Genomic DNA, 16,406 nt, shown 5'->3' with positions numbered 1-16,406 from the left:
TGGAATAACTGAATGAACGAGTTTTCAATCCTCTGCCGCGTGCTGGGTTCGCTGTATTACCGTCAACCGCAGGACCCGCTGCTGGTGCCGCTGTTTACCCTGATCCGCGAGGGCAAACTGGCCGCCAGCTGGCCGCTTGAGCAGGACGAGCTGCTGGCGCGTCTGCAGAAAAGCTGTGAAATGCAGTCCCTGGCGACGGACTATAATGCGCTGTTCGTCGGTGAAGCCTGCAGCGTCCCGCCGTACCGTAGCGCGTGGGTGGAGGGTTCCTCGGAAGCGGAAGTTCGGGCTTTTCTGAGCGAACACGGCATCCCGACAGGGGAAGGTCCGGCGGATCATCTCGGCTCGCTGCTGCTGGCCGCCTCCTGGCTGGAGGATCATGCCGCAGAAGACCAGAGCGAGACGCTGGAGCTCCTGTTCGCCGACTATATCCTGCCGTGGTGCGGGACGATGCTGGGGAAAGTCGAAGCCCATGCGCACACGCCGTTCTGGCGCACCATGGCGCCGTTGACCCGCGACGCCATCGCCGCGATGTGGGACGAGCTTCAGGAAGAAGATGAGCAATAATATGTGATGTAAATCACTGTTTGAATGAAACTGAAATAAAGTTCATTCATATACTGTGTTTTAGATCGCATTCTTCCGGCGCGTATCTGCTAGGATACGCGCCATGAACATACTCTTCGCAATCGCATTAACGACAGGCATCCTCTCCGGGATTTGGGGGTGGGTGGCGGTCGCTCTCGGCCTGCTGAGCTGGGCCGGATTCCTCGGCTGTACGGCCTATTTCGCCTGCCCGCAGGGCGGCTTGAAAGGGCTGGCCATCTCGTCCTGCACGGTGATGAGCGGCGTGGCCTGGGCGTTAGTGATTATCCACGGTAGCGCGCTGGCGCCACAGGTGCAGATCCTCAGCTATATGATGACCGGTGTGGTCGCCTTCCTGATGTGCATTCAGGCGCGACGGACGCTACTGTCGTTTGTCCCGGGCACCTTTATCGGCGCCTGCGCGACCTTCGCGGCAGACGGCGACTGGCGTCTGGTGATCCCTTCCCTGGCGCTGGGTCTGGTCTTTGGCTATGCCATGAAAAATAGTGGCCTGTGGCTGGCGGCCCGTGCGGATAAGCATAAATCGTTCGCCAACGACAACGCCTGATCGGCGGGACGACTAAAAAACAGGACCTTACGGGTCCTGTTTTTTTATCTTCTCGTCACCGGACAAAGCGATAATCTTGCTCCCGCAGGCGAGAATGCCCTAGTATCGGCAGAAAGCCGTATCCACACGCTATGCCGACAGGAGGAGAAATGGCTGTTAAACCTGAGGTAATTCTCGGCGATATTACGACACTTGATGTCGATGTGATTGTTAATGCGGCAAATCCCTCGCTGCTGGGTGGTGGCGGAGTAGACGGGGCCATCCACCGGGCGGCCGGTCCCGCGCTGCTGGCGGCTTGCAAGCAGGTGCTGCAGCAGCAGGGCGAATGCCCTCCCGGGCATGCGGTAATTACTATTGCCGGCAATCTGCCGGCCAGCGCGGTGATCCACACCGTGGGCCCGGTCTGGCACGGCGGCGACCGCATGGAGGCGCAAACCCTGGCCGATGCTTACAAAAACAGTCTGCAGTTGGCCTCGGCAAACAACTATCGCTCCATTGCGTTTCCGGCGATAAGCACCGGCGTGTATGGCTATCCGAGAGAGGAAGCGGCGGCGATCGCCGTGCGCACCGTCACCGCGTTTCTCACTCGCTATAATCCTCTTGAGCGCGTCCTGTTCGTCTGTTTTGACGAGGAAACGGCGTCTATTTATCGCCGCCTGCTGGCGTCATACCCCTGATTCAACAGAATAGGCTATGATAACCGCCAGTCTTGACGGGAATGATGGGTAGCAGGAGGGAGCAGGGTGTCAGAAGGAAAAGTCCAGCAGAAACAGCAGGCGCGCCGCGCGGAGATCGTTGTCGCTGCGCAAAAATGTTTCGCTGAAAAGGGGCTGCACGGCGCTTCCGTCGCCGATATCGCCCGGGAAGCGGGCCTGAGCGTCGGTCAGCTATATCGCATTTTTGCCAGCAAGGAAGCGATCATCGAAGCGATTGTTAGCGAAATCGTCAACGCCAGAGTCGGGGAGATGATCGATGAGAACCACAATCTGGCGCGTAAAGCGGCGGTTTTGGCCGGCAGGATCCCGACGTCGGCAGCCACCAAAAGCGATAATTATCTGCTGATGGAGATCAATGCCGAGGCCTCGCGTAACCCACGCTTGCGTGAGATCCTGATGCAGGCCGATCGGCGGTTGAAAGAGGAGGGCGGTCGCCTGTCGCAGCGCTACCATCCCGGGCTCAGCGATGCGCGACGCAATGCCGCATCAGAGCTCATCGCCGTTCTGACAGAGGGGGCAGCCTACCGCTGTGAGCTGAGCGCCTCCACCCCGGTCGATAAGGCAGATTTAGAAGCCCTGTACAATATGATTTTCGACCGGCTTTTTGACGAGCAGGCATAATACGGCACGCCTGGCGTGCCGCACAGGCTAATGGTTAGCTGGCCGAGGCTGGGGTTTTGGCCGGTTTGTTCATCGGTTTACCGGAGAACAGGAAACGCAGCAGCGGAATGCGCAGATGAATTTCATACAGAATCAGGGCAATACCCACCACAAAAACCAACCCGCCAATAAAGCCTAAGGTATTGGACTTAATGACCGGGGTGATCCACGCCCCGTACAGCAGCGTCAGCGGATGGTGCACCAGGTAAATAAACAGCGAAGCATTGACGAAATAGGTTACGCGCGCCGACTGGAAGTTCAGCAGGCGATGGCCGAGCGAAAAGACCACATTGACCATCCACAGCCCAAGCACCATGGTGATCACCGATTCCGTTTCATACATCCAGCCGTCGCCGGAGCCGTACTGCTGGTTCAGCCGGTAGGCGATAAATCCCAGCAGCGCTGCTGCGCAGCACCATGGTGACGGGGTGGTAAACATCGCCTTCAGACGCGGATTAATAAAGGTCTGCGCCCCCAGCACAAAGAAGGGAAGATAGAACAGCGTCTGCATCACCACAAAGTTAAACAGACCATTGCTAAGCAGCGGCGGGTAAATCAGGAACAGCGATCGGCGGATCAGCGCGTAAAGCACCCCCAGCGCAAGGAAAATCATCGTTAGCTGGCCCATAGTGACAGTGTCACCAAAGGCTGAGGCACCCCCTGCCGGGCGGCGCGTCAGCCATTTAAACAGCACTACGCCCAGCGAGGTCAGCACCACCAGCACCAGTAAAAACCACAGGTGGGAAATAAGCTCCCACGCCAGGGTGTTAAATTTATCGTACCCGGAAAGGGTGTGCCAGTTTTCCGCCTTGCCGTTGACGTACTGCAGCATAATAAACTGCGGCAGCGTCAGCAGTGGGATAGCGGTCAGCATCGGAATACCGACCCGTTCGACGCGCACTTTCCACCACTTTTTCAACGGGTAGCGCAGGAACAGCATGTAGGAGAAATAGCCGGAGATGACGAAAAAGACCTGCATCCGGAAGGCATGGATGAAGTCATTAAACAGCGTCAACCACCACGAGGGCTCAGCGCTGTTGACATGCCAGCTGTGGCTGGAATAGATCAGCGAAATGTGGAAAGGGATCCCCAGCAGCATCAGCCAGGCGCGGATGCTGTCGAAGAAATATTCACGCTGTACCGGAGTATTATTCATACGATTCACGACAATCTCAGATAATTCGTCTTATCACTCAAGATGATAACGCTTACATTATCAGCAACCCTACATGAACTCGGGGTACCTGTCTCCAGGATAAGCACGCAAAGTGCAAACGGGATAGCGAACTGTTTATTCCCTGCGCCGCTACGCTGAACAAAGCAGGGATTATGTTGTCGGATTGCCTGAGTTTCCATTAAAATAGATCGGATCGATTTAAGCACACAAAGGGGGAAGTGCTTACTTATATGAAACATAAACCACAGATGATGAAAATGCGTTGGTTAAGCGCAGCCGTAATGTTGTCCCTGTGTACTTCATCTGCATGGGCATTTAGCATTGATGACGTTGCAAAAGAGGCCAAAACGTTAGCCGGGAAAGGCTATGAAGCGCCGAAGAGTAACCTGCCCTCCGCTTTCCGCGACATGAAATACGCGGATTACCAGCAAATTCAGTTTAATCACGATAAAGCTTACTGGAATAACCAGAAAACCCCATTCAAGCTTGAATTTTACCATCAGGGTATGTACTTCGACACGCCGGTCACCATCAATGAAGTGACGGCCACCAGCGTGCGCAAAATTAAATATAGCCCGGACTATTTTAACTTTGGTAACGTTCAGCACGATAAAGACACGGTGAAAGACCTCGGTTTCGCCGGCTTCAAAGTACTGTATCCGATCAATAGCAAAGATAAGAACGATGAGATCGTCAGCATGCTCGGTGCCAGCTACTTCCGCGTGCTGGGTCAGGGTCAGGTTTACGGCCTGTCCGCGCGCGGCCTGGCTATCGATACCGCGCTGCCGTCCGGCGAAGAGTTCCCGCGTTTTCGCGAGTTCTGGATCGAGCGTCCTAAAGCCTCCGACAAACGTCTGACTATCTATGCGCTGCTGGACTCCCCGCGGGCAACCGGCGCTTATCGCTTTGTCATCATGCCGGGACGCGACACCGTGGTAGATGTCCAGTCCAAAGTTTACCTGCGTGACAAAGTGGGCAAACTGGGCGTGGCGCCGCTGACCAGCATGTTCCTGTTCGGTTCCAACCAGCCTTCTCCGGCGCTTAACTATCGTCCGGCGCTACACGACTCCAATGGTCTGTCGATCCTGGCCGGTAACGGCGAATGGATCTGGCGTCCGCTGAACAATCCGAAACACCTTGCCGTTAGCAGCTATGCGATGGAAAACCCGCAAGGGTTCGGCCTGCTGCAGCGCGGCCGTCAGTTCTCGCGCTTCGAGGATCTCGACGATCGTTATGACCTGCGTCCGAGCGCCTGGATCACCCCGAAAGGGGAGTGGGGCAAAGGGAAAATCGAACTGGTTGAAATCCCGACCAACGATGAAACCAACGATAACATCGTGACTTACTGGACGCCGGATCAGCTGCCGGAGCCGGGCAAGGAGATGAACTTCAAGTACACCATCACCTTCAGCCGCGATGAAGACAAGCTGCATGCGCCGGATAACGCTTACGTTATGCAGACCCGCCGCTCTACCGGCGACGTGAAGCAGTCGAACCTGATCCGCCAGCCGGACGGCACCATTGCTTTCATTGTCGACTTCACCGGCGCCGATATGAAAAAACTGCCGGCGGATACCCCGGTCGCCGCCCAGGCGAGTACCGGCGATAACGCTGAAATCGTTGAAAATACCGTGCGTTACAATCCGGTGACCAAAGGCTGGCGAATGATCCTGCGTTTGAAGGTGAAAGATCCGAAGAAAACGACGGAAATGCGCGCCGCGCTGGTTAACGGTGATGACACGTTGAGCGAAACCTGGAGCTATCAGCTGCCTGCCAATGAATAAGATAACAAAGTACATTGACGCATTGCCGCTGTCGGACGCCGAGAAATCGGCGCTGCCGGACACCAGCCTGCAGGCCGTTCATCAGGCCCTGGATGACGACCATCAGACCTTCGCCCGCGAAGACGACTCCCCGCTGGGGTCGGTCAAGGCACGGCTGGCGCATAGCTGGCCGGATTCGCTGTCTGGCGATCAGCTGGTGAAGGACGATGAAGGCCGTACTCAGCTGCATGCGATGCCTAAAGCCAAGCGCTCCTCAATGATCCCGGACCCGTGGCGTACCAACCCGGTCGGCCGCTTCTGGGACCGTCTGCGCGGACGCGATGTCACGCCGCGCTATCTCTCCCGTCTGACGCAAGAAGAGCGCGAGAGTGAGCAAAAATGGCGTACCGTCGGCACCATTCGTCGCTATATCCTGCTGCTGCTGACGCTGTCGCAGACCGTGGTAGCCACCTGGTATATGAAAACCATTCTGCCTTATCAGGGCTGGGCGCTGATCAACCCGGCCGACATGGTGGGGCAGAACCTGTGGATCTCGTTCATGCAGCTGCTGCCGTACGTGTTGCAGAGCGGCATTCTGATCCTCTTCGCGGTGCTGTTCTGCTGGGTTTCCGCCGGCTTCTGGACCGCGTTAATGGGCTTCCTGCAGCTATTGATCGGCCGCGATAAGTACAGTATTTCCGCCTCGACGGTCGGTGACGAACCGTTGAACCCGGCGCACCGTACGGCGCTGATAATGCCGATCTGTAACGAAGACGTTGACCGCGTTTTCGCCGGCCTGCGGGCGACCTGGGAGTCGGTGAAAGCGACCGGTAACGCCGCTCATTTCGACGTCTATATCCTCAGCGATAGCTATAACCCCGATATCTGTGTGGCTGAGCAAAAGGCGTGGATGGAGCTGATTGCCGAAGTGCAGGGCGAAGGGCAGATCTTCTACCGCCGCCGTCGTCGTCGAGTGAAGCGTAAGAGCGGCAACATCGATGACTTCTGCCGCCGCTGGGGCAGCCAGTATAGCTATATGGTGGTGCTGGACGCTGACTCGGTGATGACCGGTGAGTGTCTGAGCAGCCTGGTGCGCCTGATGGAAGCAAACCCGAATGCCGGGATCATTCAGTCTTCCCCGCGCGCCTCGGGCATGGACACGCTGTATGCGCGTTGCCAGCAGTTTGCCACCCGGGTGTACGGTCCGCTGTTTACGGCGGGTCTGCACTTCTGGCAGTTGGGGGAGTCCCACTACTGGGGCCACAACGCCATTATCCGCGTGAAGCCGTTCATTGAGCACTGCGCGCTGGCGCCGCTGCCGGGCGAGGGCAACTTTGCCGGGTCGATCCTGTCGCACGACTTCGTCGAAGCCGCGCTGATGCGCCGTGCCGGCTGGGGGGTGTGGATTGCCTACGATCTGCCGGGCTCCTATGAGGAGCTGCCGCCGAACCTGCTGGACGAGCTGAAACGCGACCGTCGCTGGTGTCAGGGCAACCTGATGAACTTCCGCCTGTTCCTTGTCAGAGGGATGCACCCGGTTCACCGGGCGGTGTTCCTTACCGGCGTGATGTCCTACCTGTCGGCGCCGCTGTGGTTTATGTTCCTTGCCCTGTCGACGGCGTTGCAGGTGGTGCATGCCCTGACCGAACCGCAGTACTTCCTGCAGCCGCGTCAGCTGTTCCCGGTGTGGCCGCAGTGGCGGCCTGAGCTGGCCATCGCGCTGTTCGCCTCGACCATGGTGCTGCTGTTCCTGCCGAAGCTGCTGAGTATTATTCTGGTGTGGTGTAAAGGGCCGAAAGAGTACGGAGGATTTATCCGCGTCACGCTTTCACTGCTGCTGGAGGTCCTGTTCTCGGTCCTGCTGGCGCCGGTCCGTATGCTGTTCCACACCGTCTTCGTGGTCAGCGCCTTCCTCGGCTGGGAGGTGGTATGGAATTCGCCGCAGCGTGATGATGACTCCACGCCGTGGGGGGAAGCCTTTATGCGCCACGGCTCGCAGCTGCTGCTGGGGCTGGTGTGGGCGGTCGGGATGGCATGGCTGGATCTGCGCTTCCTGTTCTGGCTAGCGCCGATTGTTGTCTCGCTGATCCTCTCGCCGTTCGTATCGGCGATTTCCAGCCGGGCGACAGTGGGCCTGCGCACCAAGCGCTGGAAGCTGTTCCTGATCCCGGAAGAGTATTCGCCGCCGCAGGTGCTCAAGGATACCGATGCGTACCTGACGATGAACCGTCAGCGTTCGCTGGACGATGGCTTTATGCACGCGGTGTTTAATCCGTCGTTTAACGCCCTCGCCACCGCAATGGCCACTGCGCGCCACCGTCAGGGTCATATCCTGGAGATCGCCCGCGAGCGCCATGTCGAGCAGGCGCTGAATGAAACGCCGGATAAGCTGAACCGCGATCGCCGACTGGTGCTGTTGAGCGACCCGGTAACCATGTCGCGTCTGCACTATCGCGTATGGGCCGCGCCGGAGAAATACTCTTCATGGGTGAACGCCTATCAGCAGTTGGCGCTTAACCCGCTGGCGCTGAAAACGAAATAAGCCGTACGTTAAGGAAAATACCGGCAGCGATGCCGGTATTTTTTTATCTGAAATACGAGGATGTGGATGCGAATACTACCGATCATTGCCATGGCGCTGCTGCTCAGCGGCTGCGGCAGCATTATCAGCCGTACGGTGCCCGGGCAGGGGCATGGCAATCAATATTACCCGGGCGTACAGTGGGATGTTCGCGATTCGGCATGGCGCTATCTCACCATTCTCGACCTGCCGTTCTCGCTGGTATTTGATACGCTTCTGCTGCCTCTGGACGCCAGCCACGGACCCTATAACTGATTAACGCTCGTCCCACTCGTCGGCTGCCGTCTGCCCCTCTTCGGTGTCCAGCGAGGGCTCGAGCTGAAATTCGCCTTCATCCCATTCGTGGAGCGTATTTTCCTCCAGCCACTCCTGACGCAGCTCTATCTCATCATAATCCCCGTCGAAGACGCTCTGCGCGGCTTCGCCGCTGAGCATCGGGAGGCATTCGCCTTGTTCCTCTTCGTCAGCAAAAAATTCGGCCTGCCAGGCGATATCGCCATCCTGCAGCACATACTTTTGAATGTTGAGCTGCTCAACGTTGGCGCTCTCTTCATCGCTGTCAGGGTTGTTGGCGAGAAATTCTTCACGTGCTGCATCAATAGCTTCTTCAAGCGTGGCGTAGAACATCGAATCCTTTGGCATAGCGAATCTCCTGAGAAGAATATGAATTGAACACGATTCAATCTATAGAAGGCGGTACGCACGGCGTCAAGGGACAGAGCCCCTCTCGACGTTAATTTACTGAATGCGAAGTATCCGCGGCTGGCCGACGCAGGCTGAGGGTGGAGTAGATCGCATTAAACAATACCACCCCTGCGGTGACCAGAAATACGGCGCGGAAGCCATAGTTAGCGGAAACCGACGCGCCAATCAGGGGGCCGGTAACGTTGCCAATATCGCGGAACGACTGGTTATAGCTGAAGATTCGCCCGGAGATCTGGCTGGTCGAGTTGTACACCAGCAGGGTTTGCACCGCCGGCAGCAGCGCGCCGTCCGCGGCGCCGAGCAGGAATCGCAGGATACCTAACTGCAGCGGGGTCTGAACGAACGACATCGGGATCAGGAGTAGCACCGAGATAATCAGCGCCACGATGAGGATTTTTTCCGGCCCGATGCGATCCCCCAGTTTGCCCAACCGCGGGGCGCTCATCAGCGCGGCAATGCCCGGCACCGAGGCGATCATTCCGCTGATAAAGGCGATGTTACTGACGTTGCCCGCGAGATCGCGTACATAAAGCGTCAGGATCGGCGCAATGGAACCGGTGGCCACCTGGATTATCAGCGAGGTCACAAACAGGCTGAGCACCAGTTTGGGATTCTGCAGCGAGGAGAACACCTCTCTGGCACTGAGCATCTCTTTCCTGGCGATCGGCACAAAATTTTCGCGGATTAAAAACAGGGTAAACAAGAAACAGATAAATAGTACCGCCGCGGTCATAAAGAAGACGGTGCGCAATCCCCAGTGGTCGGCCAGGAAGCCACCTGCCAGCGGGCCGAGCAGGGCGCCGCTTACCGCGCCGGTAGACAGTGTCCCCAGCGCCCAGCCGCTTTTATGGCGCGGGATCTGGGTGGCGATCAGGGCGTTGGCGTTAGGAATAAAACCGCCCAGCAGGCCGAGCAATGCGCGCAGCAGCAGAAACTGCCAGATATTCTGCGCCATTCCCATCAGCATCATCACGATGGCCATCCCGAGGGCGGAACGCAGCAGCATGATTTTTCTCCCCTTGCGATCAGCAAGCCCCCCCCAGAACGGCGAGGCGATGGCGGAGAAAAGAAAGGTAATACTAAAGACCAGCCCGGACCACATGTTCAGGGCGCTATGCCCGGTGACGCCGAGCTGTTCGACGTAGAGTGGCAGAAAGGGCATGACCAGGCTGAAGGCGGCGCCGGTTAAAAAGCAGCCAAGCCAGGTCACGGTCAGGTTTCGTTTCCAGTTAATGGGGGTTTCAGCAGACGACATAGGGTTCCACTGGCCTGCGCGGCAGGTCAAATTAAGAGAAAATATGAGCCTGCTAATTATGCGCCTGAGAAATAGATGCCGCAATGGAGGAGAGCTTTTAAAGCTAAAGGAGAGCCTAAAGCCTGAGCGGCGAAGCTTCCCGGCCGGGATGAGCGCGGCCGGGAAAAGGGATCAGTAGCGGGAGGGTATGCCTTCGGGGCGGGTTTTGAAGCGACGATGGAGCCACATATACTGTTCCGGGGCCATCATGATGCACTGCTCAACGATCTTGTTCATCCACGCGGCGGTGGTTTCCGCGTCGTCCAGCGGCGGGGAACACTCTGGCGGCAGGATAATCAGTTCATAACCTTTACCGTCCGGTTTGCGACGCGGGACGAAGGGCACGATGCAGGCTTTGGACATTTTCGCCAGCATCCAGGTGCCGGAGGTGGTCGCCGCCTGGTCGACCGCAAACAGTGGGGCAAAGACGCTGGCGGTCGGGCCGTAATCGTGATCCGGTGCGTACCACACCACTTCGCCTTTTTTCAGTGCCCGGATCATGCCTTTCAGATCCTTACGGTCAATCATATCCTTGTTGGAGCGCAAGCGGCCCCAGGTCTGCAGCCAGTCGATCACCGGGTTGTCGTTGGGGCGATAGACGCCAATCCCCGGCTCGTTCATACCGAACATTCGCGCTCCCATCTCGAGAGTGAGGAAATGAATACCGATCAGCAGAATGCCGCGCTGCTGCGCCTGCACATCGCGAATATGCTCAAAGCCGATGGTGTCGGTCCAGCGGGCGATACGGCGAACCGGCCAGAACCAGGCCATACCGGTCTCCATCAGCCCCATGCCCACCGATTCAAAGTTCATCACCACCATTCGGTGGCGTTCCTGCTCGCTTTTCTCGGGGAAGCAGAGCTCAAGGTTGCGATAGGCGATTTTCGCCCGGCGCTTCATAAAGCGCATGGCCAGACGGCCGATGGCGTTCCCGAGGCGGTAGATCAGCGGGTAGGGCAGTTGGACAACCAGCCACAGCAGGCCGATACCCAGCCACAGCAGCCAATAGCGCGGATGCAACAGCGCCGGAGAAAATTTAGGCAAATGAGTCATTTCATACCCGTATCAGTGAGCAACGTCTTATATTATCGCATTTTTTTACCGGCCAGCCAAAGGCGGCGACAGTCAGCTCGTGTTGTTAAGCGGGGCGCGACCGGGTGAGAGAAATGTAGCGTAAAATGTAGGGATGTAAATTAATTAGCTTTGCTATATCATGCCCGCCGTTTATTTCCTCATTTCTATGTCGAGCAGGTACACCATGCCAGTGTTACACAACCGCATTTCAAATGAGACGTTAAAGGCGCAAATGCTGGCTGAGACCGAGCCGCGCACGACGATCTCATTCTATAAATATTTCACCATTGTCGACCCGCAGGCGACCCGTGATGCGCTGTGGGTTGCCTTAACCCAGCTGAAGGTCTTTGGCCGCATCTATCTGGCCCGGGAAGGGATCAACGCGCAAATCAGCGTGCCGCAAAGCAACGTTGAGGCTCTGCGTGAGTTTCTCTATGGCTTCGATCCGGCGCTGGCGGGGCTGCGTTTCAATATCGCCGTGGAGGACGATGGTAAGTCTTTCTGGGTGCTGCGCCTGAAAGTTCGCGATCGTATCGTCGCCGACGGCATCGACGATCCCTCGTTTGACGCCTCCAATGTGGGGGAGTATCTCAAGGCGGCGGAAGTCAACGCGATGCTTGACGATCCGGATGCCGTGTTTATCGATATGCGTAACCACTATGAATATGAGGTGGGCCATTTCGAAAACGCGCTGGAGATCCCGGCGGATACCTTCCGCGACCAGCTGCCGAAAGCCGTGGAAATGATGCAGGACCATAAAGACAAGAAAATTGTCATGTATTGCACCGGCGGCATTCGCTGTGAAAAAGCCAGCGCCTGGATGAAGCATAACGGCTTCAATAAGGTCTGGCACATCGAGGGTGGCATCATCGAGTACGCCCGTCGCGCCCGCGAGCAGGGGCTACCGGTGCGCTTCATTGGTAAAAACTTTGTCTTTGATGAACGGATGGGCGAGCGGATCTCCAATGACGTTATCGCGCACTGTCATCAGTGCGGCGCGCCGTGCGACACCCATACTAACTGCCTGAACGATGGCTGCCATCTGCTGTTTATCCAGTGCCCGAGCTGCGCCGAGAAGTTTGCCGGCTGCTGTAGCGAAGCCTGCATGGAAGAGCATAAGCTACCGGAAGAGGAGCAGCGTAAGCTGCGCGCCGGGCGTGAAAACGGCAACAAAATCTTTAATAAATCCCGTGGCCGGCTGAATACCAAACTCGGGATCCTCGATCCGGAGCCGTCAGAAAAACCATAACCAGACGAGATCGATGATCGCCAGCAGCAGCCAGAGCGCCAGATAGATCATAAAATGCTCGCGCACGTTGTTGACCAGCATATTAAACAGGCGACGCATAACCGCTCTCAATCACTAACGGCCTCAGCAGAGGCCGTTTCTTTACCCAACGGCAAAAGTGCCGCATTCCATTACGCGTTAAAGCGCGCCAGAGAAAAGGGGGCCAGATTGAAGCTCGATGCTTCGCCCTGAGCAAACTGACTGGCAATTTCGCCCAGCACCGGCGCAAACTTAAAGCCGTGGCCGCTCAGCCCGGTGATCAGCAGCGTGTCTGGCCTGCCTGGCAACGTATCGATAATAAAGTCCTCATCGACGGTATTGTCGTAGGTACAGGAGGCGCCGTGCAGGCAGCCGCCGATGCCAGGCAGGACGTTACGCAAAAACGGGAAGGATTCGGAACCATCGCTGGCGACAGCGCCAAACGCTACCCGTTCCTGCGGGGTGGAGATCGGCTGGCCGCCGTTATGCTTGCCAATTTTCAGTTCATTATCTTCCGCCGGGAAACCGTAATATTGATCGCCATTGGGCAACTCGCCGGTGAAGGCCGGGAAGTGATTCTTGCTGCTGTAACGGCCATCGGCCTGGTACCAGGCGAACACCTTGCGTACCGGCTGGATAGGGAGGTCCGGAAGCAGGCGGGTGACCCAGGTGCCGGCGCTGACCAGCAGCTTTTTACCATGATATTCACCGTCGAGGGTATCGATGGTGATCCCGTCAGCATGGTGATGAATAGCCGAGACCGGACAGTTGAATAGCTGCGCGCAGCCTGCTTCCCGCGCCAGACGGATCCAGGTTTCGACGGCCAGTTCGCTGCGCAGTACGCCGGAAGCGGGTTCGAAAATCGCCCGATAGTCATCGGGGAGGCGTATCTCCGGCCAGCGCTGCATCACGGCCTGGGCATCCAGCTCTTCCACCTCAAGCTGGAACGCACGGGCGCTGGCGGCGACGTTGGCGAGAAAAGCGGAGCTGGCGGGGCCGAGGTTAATGACGCCGGTGCGTTCAAACACGGCTTCGCCACTGATCTCTGCCAGTTCATCCCATAGCTGCTGGGCACGCAGCACCAGCGGAACATATTTCTCACCTTCGCCATAGGCGTGACGGATAAGACGGCTGCTGCCGTGATGGCTGCCTTCCTGGTGGGGAGGTTGATGGGCATCGGTCATCAGAACATTGAGTCCGGCACGGCGCGCATAATAGCCAGCGGCGGCGCCGACGGAGCCGCTGCCAATAATGATAAGATCGTATTGCATGGTGAGTTCCGGGTAATTGCCTTGTTAGCAGGGTAATTAACTCCCTGTGCTTATACAAGCCCGAAAATAATTCAGGCACCCGCAGGTGCCTGTTAAGTTTAATGTTAAGTCATTCGCAAGCCGCGTTAATGTCGGCGGTACTCGTTTTCCTGGTATTCGCCAGATTCAATCTTCGCAATGCCTGCTTCCAGGATTGAAATAAACTGACGTGCGACGTCCGTCGTTAGCCATAGCGTCTGGCCGATCTCAGCATCATTACTGTTTTCTTGAGTGGGGTTCTGGTAGTGCAGGCGCAACATCAGCGCATCGTAGCTATCAACGGTGCTGATGTCCCATCCAACGAGGGGATGGGTCTGAATGACTTCATTATTTTTTTCCATCATAACCCCTTATTCATATGTTAAAAGACAACAATTCTCGAGGTTTAATGCATATTTTTTGAAGCAAGTTAATTATATCAGGGATCAAGAATAAACTCGAGAAATTAAATGAAAGGCAGCATGATTTTCTTCTTTTGCCGCTTTTTTACTCAAGATAAGCGCGTAAAATGGCCACTTTAGTCGATATTGAGCAGAATAATCAGGACTATTCTGAACAGAAGAGGGGATAAAAAAAGCCGGGGCGACCCGGCAAAAAAAGCACAATGAGGGAACAAACCAGAGTAACTGGATCCCGCCATGCTTCAGGAGAGATCGTGGACAAACCAGTCGTCCGCGCTTTCCCATGTTTCCTGCAGGATTTCGCTTATCCGGTCTTTGTCTTCTTTCAGGGCGCCAAACACCGAGAGCTGATTACCGGTGGCGTAGCGGACGCTCACCTGGCTATCGATGGCCGGGAATTGCTCGGCGATACGGCGAGAGAGTTCGTTATTCAGCGCTTCCAGCGCGCCGTTAGGTAAGGCGGTCGTTTTGGCGATAGACACTTCAATGCGCATAATTGCCCCCTGCGTTCGATACTGGTTATTTATACAGTATCTGGTTAGCGTTGACAACAGGGGGCTGCGTTTTTATTTCTTCACGGTCCAGCGAACGGTTTCACCCGCCAGGAAGGGCACCAGGGTGTCATTAGGCAGGGCAATGCTGTCCACAACGGTCGTCTCTTCACGCACCAGTTCAACGTAGGTCTCATTGACCGGCAGACCGTAGAAGCGCGGGCCGTTCAGCGAGCAGAAAGCCTCAAAGTGCTGCAGAGCGTTCATTTCTTCAAACACCGTGGCGTAGCTGCCGAGGGCGGTCGGGGCGTTAAAGCAGCCGGCGCAGCCACAGCTGGCTTCCTTACGGTGGCGGGCGTGCGGTGCGGAGTCGGTGCCGAGGAAGGCGCGGCTGAAGCCGCTGGCGACCAGCTCCCGCAGAGCCTGCTGATGAATATTGCGTTTAAGTACCGGCAGACAGTACAGGTGAGGGCGAATGCCGCCCACCAGCATATGGTTGCGGTTGAACATCAGATGCTGCGGGGTGATGGTAGCAGCCAGCAGTTCATTACCGTCACGCACGTACTCGGCGGCGTCTTTGGTGGTGATATGTTCAAAAACCACTTTCAGGCCGGGCAGGCGCTGGCGCAGGGGCTCCATCACCGTCTCAATAAAGCGCGCTTCACGATCGAAAATATCAATCTCGGCGTGAGTGACTTCGCCGTGAACGAGCAACGGCATCCCCAGTTTTTCCATCCGCTCCAGCACTGGCATAATGGCGTCGGTGCTGGTGACGCCGTGGCTGGAGTTAGTAGTGGCATTGGCCGGGTAGAGCTTGGCGGCGGTGAACACCCCTTCGTTAAAGCCGCGTTCCAGCTCCGCTGGGTCGAGAGAGTCTGTCAGATAGCAGGTCATCAGCGGGGTAAAATCATGCCCGGCCGGCACGGCGTCCATAATGCGCTGGCGGTAAGCGATAGCCGCCGCGACGGTGGTGACAGGCGGCACCAGATTCGGCATCACGATCGCCCGGCCATAAAACTCACTGGTATAAGGCACGACGGTTTTCAGCATATCGTCATCGCGCAGATGGATATGCCAGTCGTCTGGGCGGCGGATTTTCAATACCTGGGATTGTGCTGTCATGGAAGGCTCCGGCTAATAGGTTCAGTCATCAGGGCTGTTTTTTGCCGGGCACTAAGGATAAGCGTAAACGTTTTCCTTTGCACTCATTTCCGTAAAAAATTCAGGGCGCCGTAGCGCCCTGGAGATTAATTGGTAAAGGGGATGACAATCTCGCCTGGCTTCACCTCTATACCTTTGGCGTATTTCTTCGCCAGCGCTTCGCCGGTGCTGGCGTCCTCACGCAGGACATAAGCCGGCTGCTGGCTGAAGTAGCTGCGCAGAGACTGATTCAGGTAGGGGAGCAGGGCCTGAATAACCGACTGCAGCTTCTCCGGCGCCACTTTGGCATCGACCACTTCCATTTCCTGCAGGAAGATGGCGCCTTTCTCTCGGTCAAAGGTTGGCAGCGCTTTGAGCTTCAGATCGATCGTCGCTTTCTGCGTGCCGAACAGGGAGTTAAGATCGACGTTGGCGATCCCGCTCAGGGTGACTTTGCCCGGCTCCTCGCGCCCGATAGCGCTGGTCAGGTTCTGCAGTTCGATATGGGCGTCGGCAACGCCTTTCAGACCAATATCTTTGGCGAAATGGTTTCGCTTCTGCAGGGCCTGGTTAATCTCCTGCTCGCTTACCGTGTATTGGGTCAGCTGATTACAGCCACTCAGCAGGCCGCTGACAATTAGCGCGGCGGCGATCAATATCTTTTTCATGGGGTT

The 16,406-nt window shown here is 56.8% G+C and carries 18 protein-coding genes; 8 read left to right on the top strand and 10 right to left on the bottom strand.

Annotated features, from left to right (window positions below; all coding sequences use genetic code 11):
- The first annotated feature begins 12 nt into the window (after window positions 1-12).
- The 4 genes from AB1E37_RS15875 to AB1E37_RS15860 all read left to right on the top strand — a co-directional run bounded on the left by AB1E37_RS15875 (window position 13) and on the right by AB1E37_RS15860 (window position 2,490).
- A complete protein-coding gene (locus AB1E37_RS15875) occupies window positions 13-567 on the top strand; it encodes a molecular chaperone (RefSeq protein WP_004140758.1) in 555 nt (184 codons plus the stop codon).
- A 103-nt stretch (window positions 568-670) separates the two neighbouring features.
- Window positions 671-1,153 (top strand): DUF1097 domain-containing protein, encoded by a 483-nt coding sequence (locus tag AB1E37_RS15870; RefSeq protein WP_002898950.1) that lies wholly within the window; start codon window positions 671-673, stop codon window positions 1,151-1,153.
- 149 nt (window positions 1,154-1,302) lie between these two features.
- On the top strand, window positions 1,303-1,830 hold the full coding sequence (gene ymdB, locus AB1E37_RS15865) for an O-acetyl-ADP-ribose deacetylase (protein WP_020802678.1): 528 nt from the start codon (window positions 1,303-1,305) through the stop codon (window positions 1,828-1,830).
- A 66-nt stretch (window positions 1,831-1,896) separates the two neighbouring features.
- Window positions 1,897-2,490 carry a TetR/AcrR family transcriptional regulator gene (locus AB1E37_RS15860; RefSeq protein ID WP_004179313.1) on the top strand — a complete coding sequence of 198 codons (594 nt, stop codon included), beginning with the start codon at window positions 1,897-1,899 and terminating at the stop codon, window positions 2,488-2,490.
- Between the two features lie 34 nt (window positions 2,491-2,524).
- Here the strand turns inward: AB1E37_RS15860 and mdoC are convergent, their stop codons facing one another.
- Window positions 2,525-3,685 carry a glucans biosynthesis protein MdoC gene (gene mdoC / locus AB1E37_RS15855; protein ID WP_002898962.1) on the bottom strand — a complete coding sequence of 387 codons (1,161 nt, stop codon included), beginning with the start codon at window positions 3,683-3,685 and terminating at the stop codon, window positions 2,525-2,527.
- A gap of 251 nt (window positions 3,686-3,936) precedes the next feature.
- Here mdoC and mdoG point away from each other — a divergent pair, with 251 nt between their 5' ends.
- The 3 genes from mdoG to AB1E37_RS15840 all read left to right on the top strand — a co-directional run bounded on the left by mdoG (window position 3,937) and on the right by AB1E37_RS15840 (window position 8,305).
- Entirely contained in the window at window positions 3,937-5,490 is a 1,554-nt protein-coding gene (gene mdoG, locus AB1E37_RS15850) for a glucans biosynthesis protein MdoG (RefSeq protein WP_004183630.1), read from the top strand.
- On the top strand, window positions 5,483-8,011 hold the full coding sequence (mdoH, locus tag AB1E37_RS15845; RefSeq protein ID WP_002898967.1) for a glucans biosynthesis glucosyltransferase MdoH: 2,529 nt from the start codon (window positions 5,483-5,485) through the stop codon (window positions 8,009-8,011). The genes mdoG and mdoH overlap by 8 nt, the downstream gene beginning before the upstream one ends.
- 66 nt (window positions 8,012-8,077) lie before the next feature.
- A complete protein-coding gene (locus tag AB1E37_RS15840; protein WP_002898978.1) occupies window positions 8,078-8,305 on the top strand; it encodes a YceK/YidQ family lipoprotein in 228 nt (75 codons plus the stop codon).
- Here the strand turns inward: AB1E37_RS15840 and AB1E37_RS15835 are convergent, their stop codons facing one another.
- From AB1E37_RS15835 to AB1E37_RS15825, 3 genes are all read right to left on the bottom strand, one after another.
- Window positions 8,306-8,692, bottom strand: coding sequence for a MysB family protein (locus AB1E37_RS15835; protein WP_002898981.1), 387 nt, complete (start codon window positions 8,690-8,692; stop codon window positions 8,306-8,308). It lies immediately after the preceding gene.
- 91 nt (window positions 8,693-8,783) lie between these two features.
- On the bottom strand, window positions 8,784-10,010 hold the full coding sequence (mdtG, locus tag AB1E37_RS15830) for a multidrug efflux MFS transporter MdtG (protein WP_002898984.1): 1,227 nt from the start codon (window positions 10,008-10,010) through the stop codon (window positions 8,784-8,786).
- 171 nt (window positions 10,011-10,181) lie between these two features.
- Complete coding sequence (locus AB1E37_RS15825; protein WP_032421206.1) at window positions 10,182-11,102, bottom strand: Kdo(2)-lipid IV(A) acyltransferase; 921 nt, start codon at window positions 11,100-11,102, stop codon at window positions 10,182-10,184.
- Between the two features lie 205 nt (window positions 11,103-11,307).
- On the opposite strand from AB1E37_RS15825, the gene AB1E37_RS15820 reads away from it, so the two are divergent.
- Window positions 11,308-12,372: a rhodanese-related sulfurtransferase gene (locus AB1E37_RS15820; protein ID WP_002898987.1), complete on the top strand. Its 1,065-nt coding sequence runs from the start codon at window positions 11,308-11,310 to the stop codon at window positions 12,370-12,372.
- On the opposite strand, the gene AB1E37_RS15815 is transcribed toward AB1E37_RS15820, so the two are convergent.
- From AB1E37_RS15815 to AB1E37_RS15790, 6 genes are all read right to left on the bottom strand, one after another.
- Window positions 12,358-12,471: a DUF2770 family protein gene (locus AB1E37_RS15815; RefSeq protein ID WP_002898988.1), complete on the bottom strand. Its 114-nt coding sequence runs from the start codon at window positions 12,469-12,471 to the stop codon at window positions 12,358-12,360. The two genes, AB1E37_RS15820 and AB1E37_RS15815, sit on opposite strands and share 15 nt — an antisense overlap.
- Before the next feature lie 71 nt (window positions 12,472-12,542).
- Entirely contained in the window at window positions 12,543-13,661 is a 1,119-nt protein-coding gene (gene solA, locus AB1E37_RS15810) for an N-methyl-L-tryptophan oxidase (protein WP_002898990.1), read from the bottom strand.
- A gap of 125 nt (window positions 13,662-13,786) precedes the next feature.
- On the bottom strand, window positions 13,787-14,041 hold the full coding sequence (gene bssS, locus AB1E37_RS15805; RefSeq protein WP_002898992.1) for a biofilm formation regulator BssS: 255 nt from the start codon (window positions 14,039-14,041) through the stop codon (window positions 13,787-13,789).
- Window positions 14,042-14,343: 302 nt separating this feature from the next.
- Window positions 14,344-14,595, bottom strand: a complete 252-nt coding sequence (dinI, locus tag AB1E37_RS15800) for a DNA damage-inducible protein I (RefSeq protein ID WP_002898994.1) — start codon at window positions 14,593-14,595, stop codon at window positions 14,344-14,346.
- 72 nt (window positions 14,596-14,667) lie between these two features.
- Window positions 14,668-15,714 carry a dihydroorotase gene (gene pyrC, locus AB1E37_RS15795; RefSeq protein ID WP_025368282.1) on the bottom strand — a complete coding sequence of 349 codons (1,047 nt, stop codon included), beginning with the start codon at window positions 15,712-15,714 and terminating at the stop codon, window positions 14,668-14,670.
- Window positions 15,715-15,839: 125 nt separating this feature from the next.
- Window positions 15,840-16,400 carry a lipoprotein gene (locus AB1E37_RS15790; RefSeq protein ID WP_004150824.1) on the bottom strand — a complete coding sequence of 187 codons (561 nt, stop codon included), beginning with the start codon at window positions 16,398-16,400 and terminating at the stop codon, window positions 15,840-15,842.
- Window positions 16,401-16,406: the final 6 nt, after the last annotated feature.

It is taken from the genome of Klebsiella sp. Shm-1 (genome assembly GCF_040804525.1).
Taxonomy (GTDB): domain Bacteria; phylum Pseudomonadota; class Gammaproteobacteria; order Enterobacterales; family Enterobacteriaceae; genus Klebsiella; species Klebsiella pneumoniae.
The sequence above is the reverse complement of the archived record's forward strand: the minus strand, read 5'-3'. Positions and strand labels throughout refer to the sequence as shown.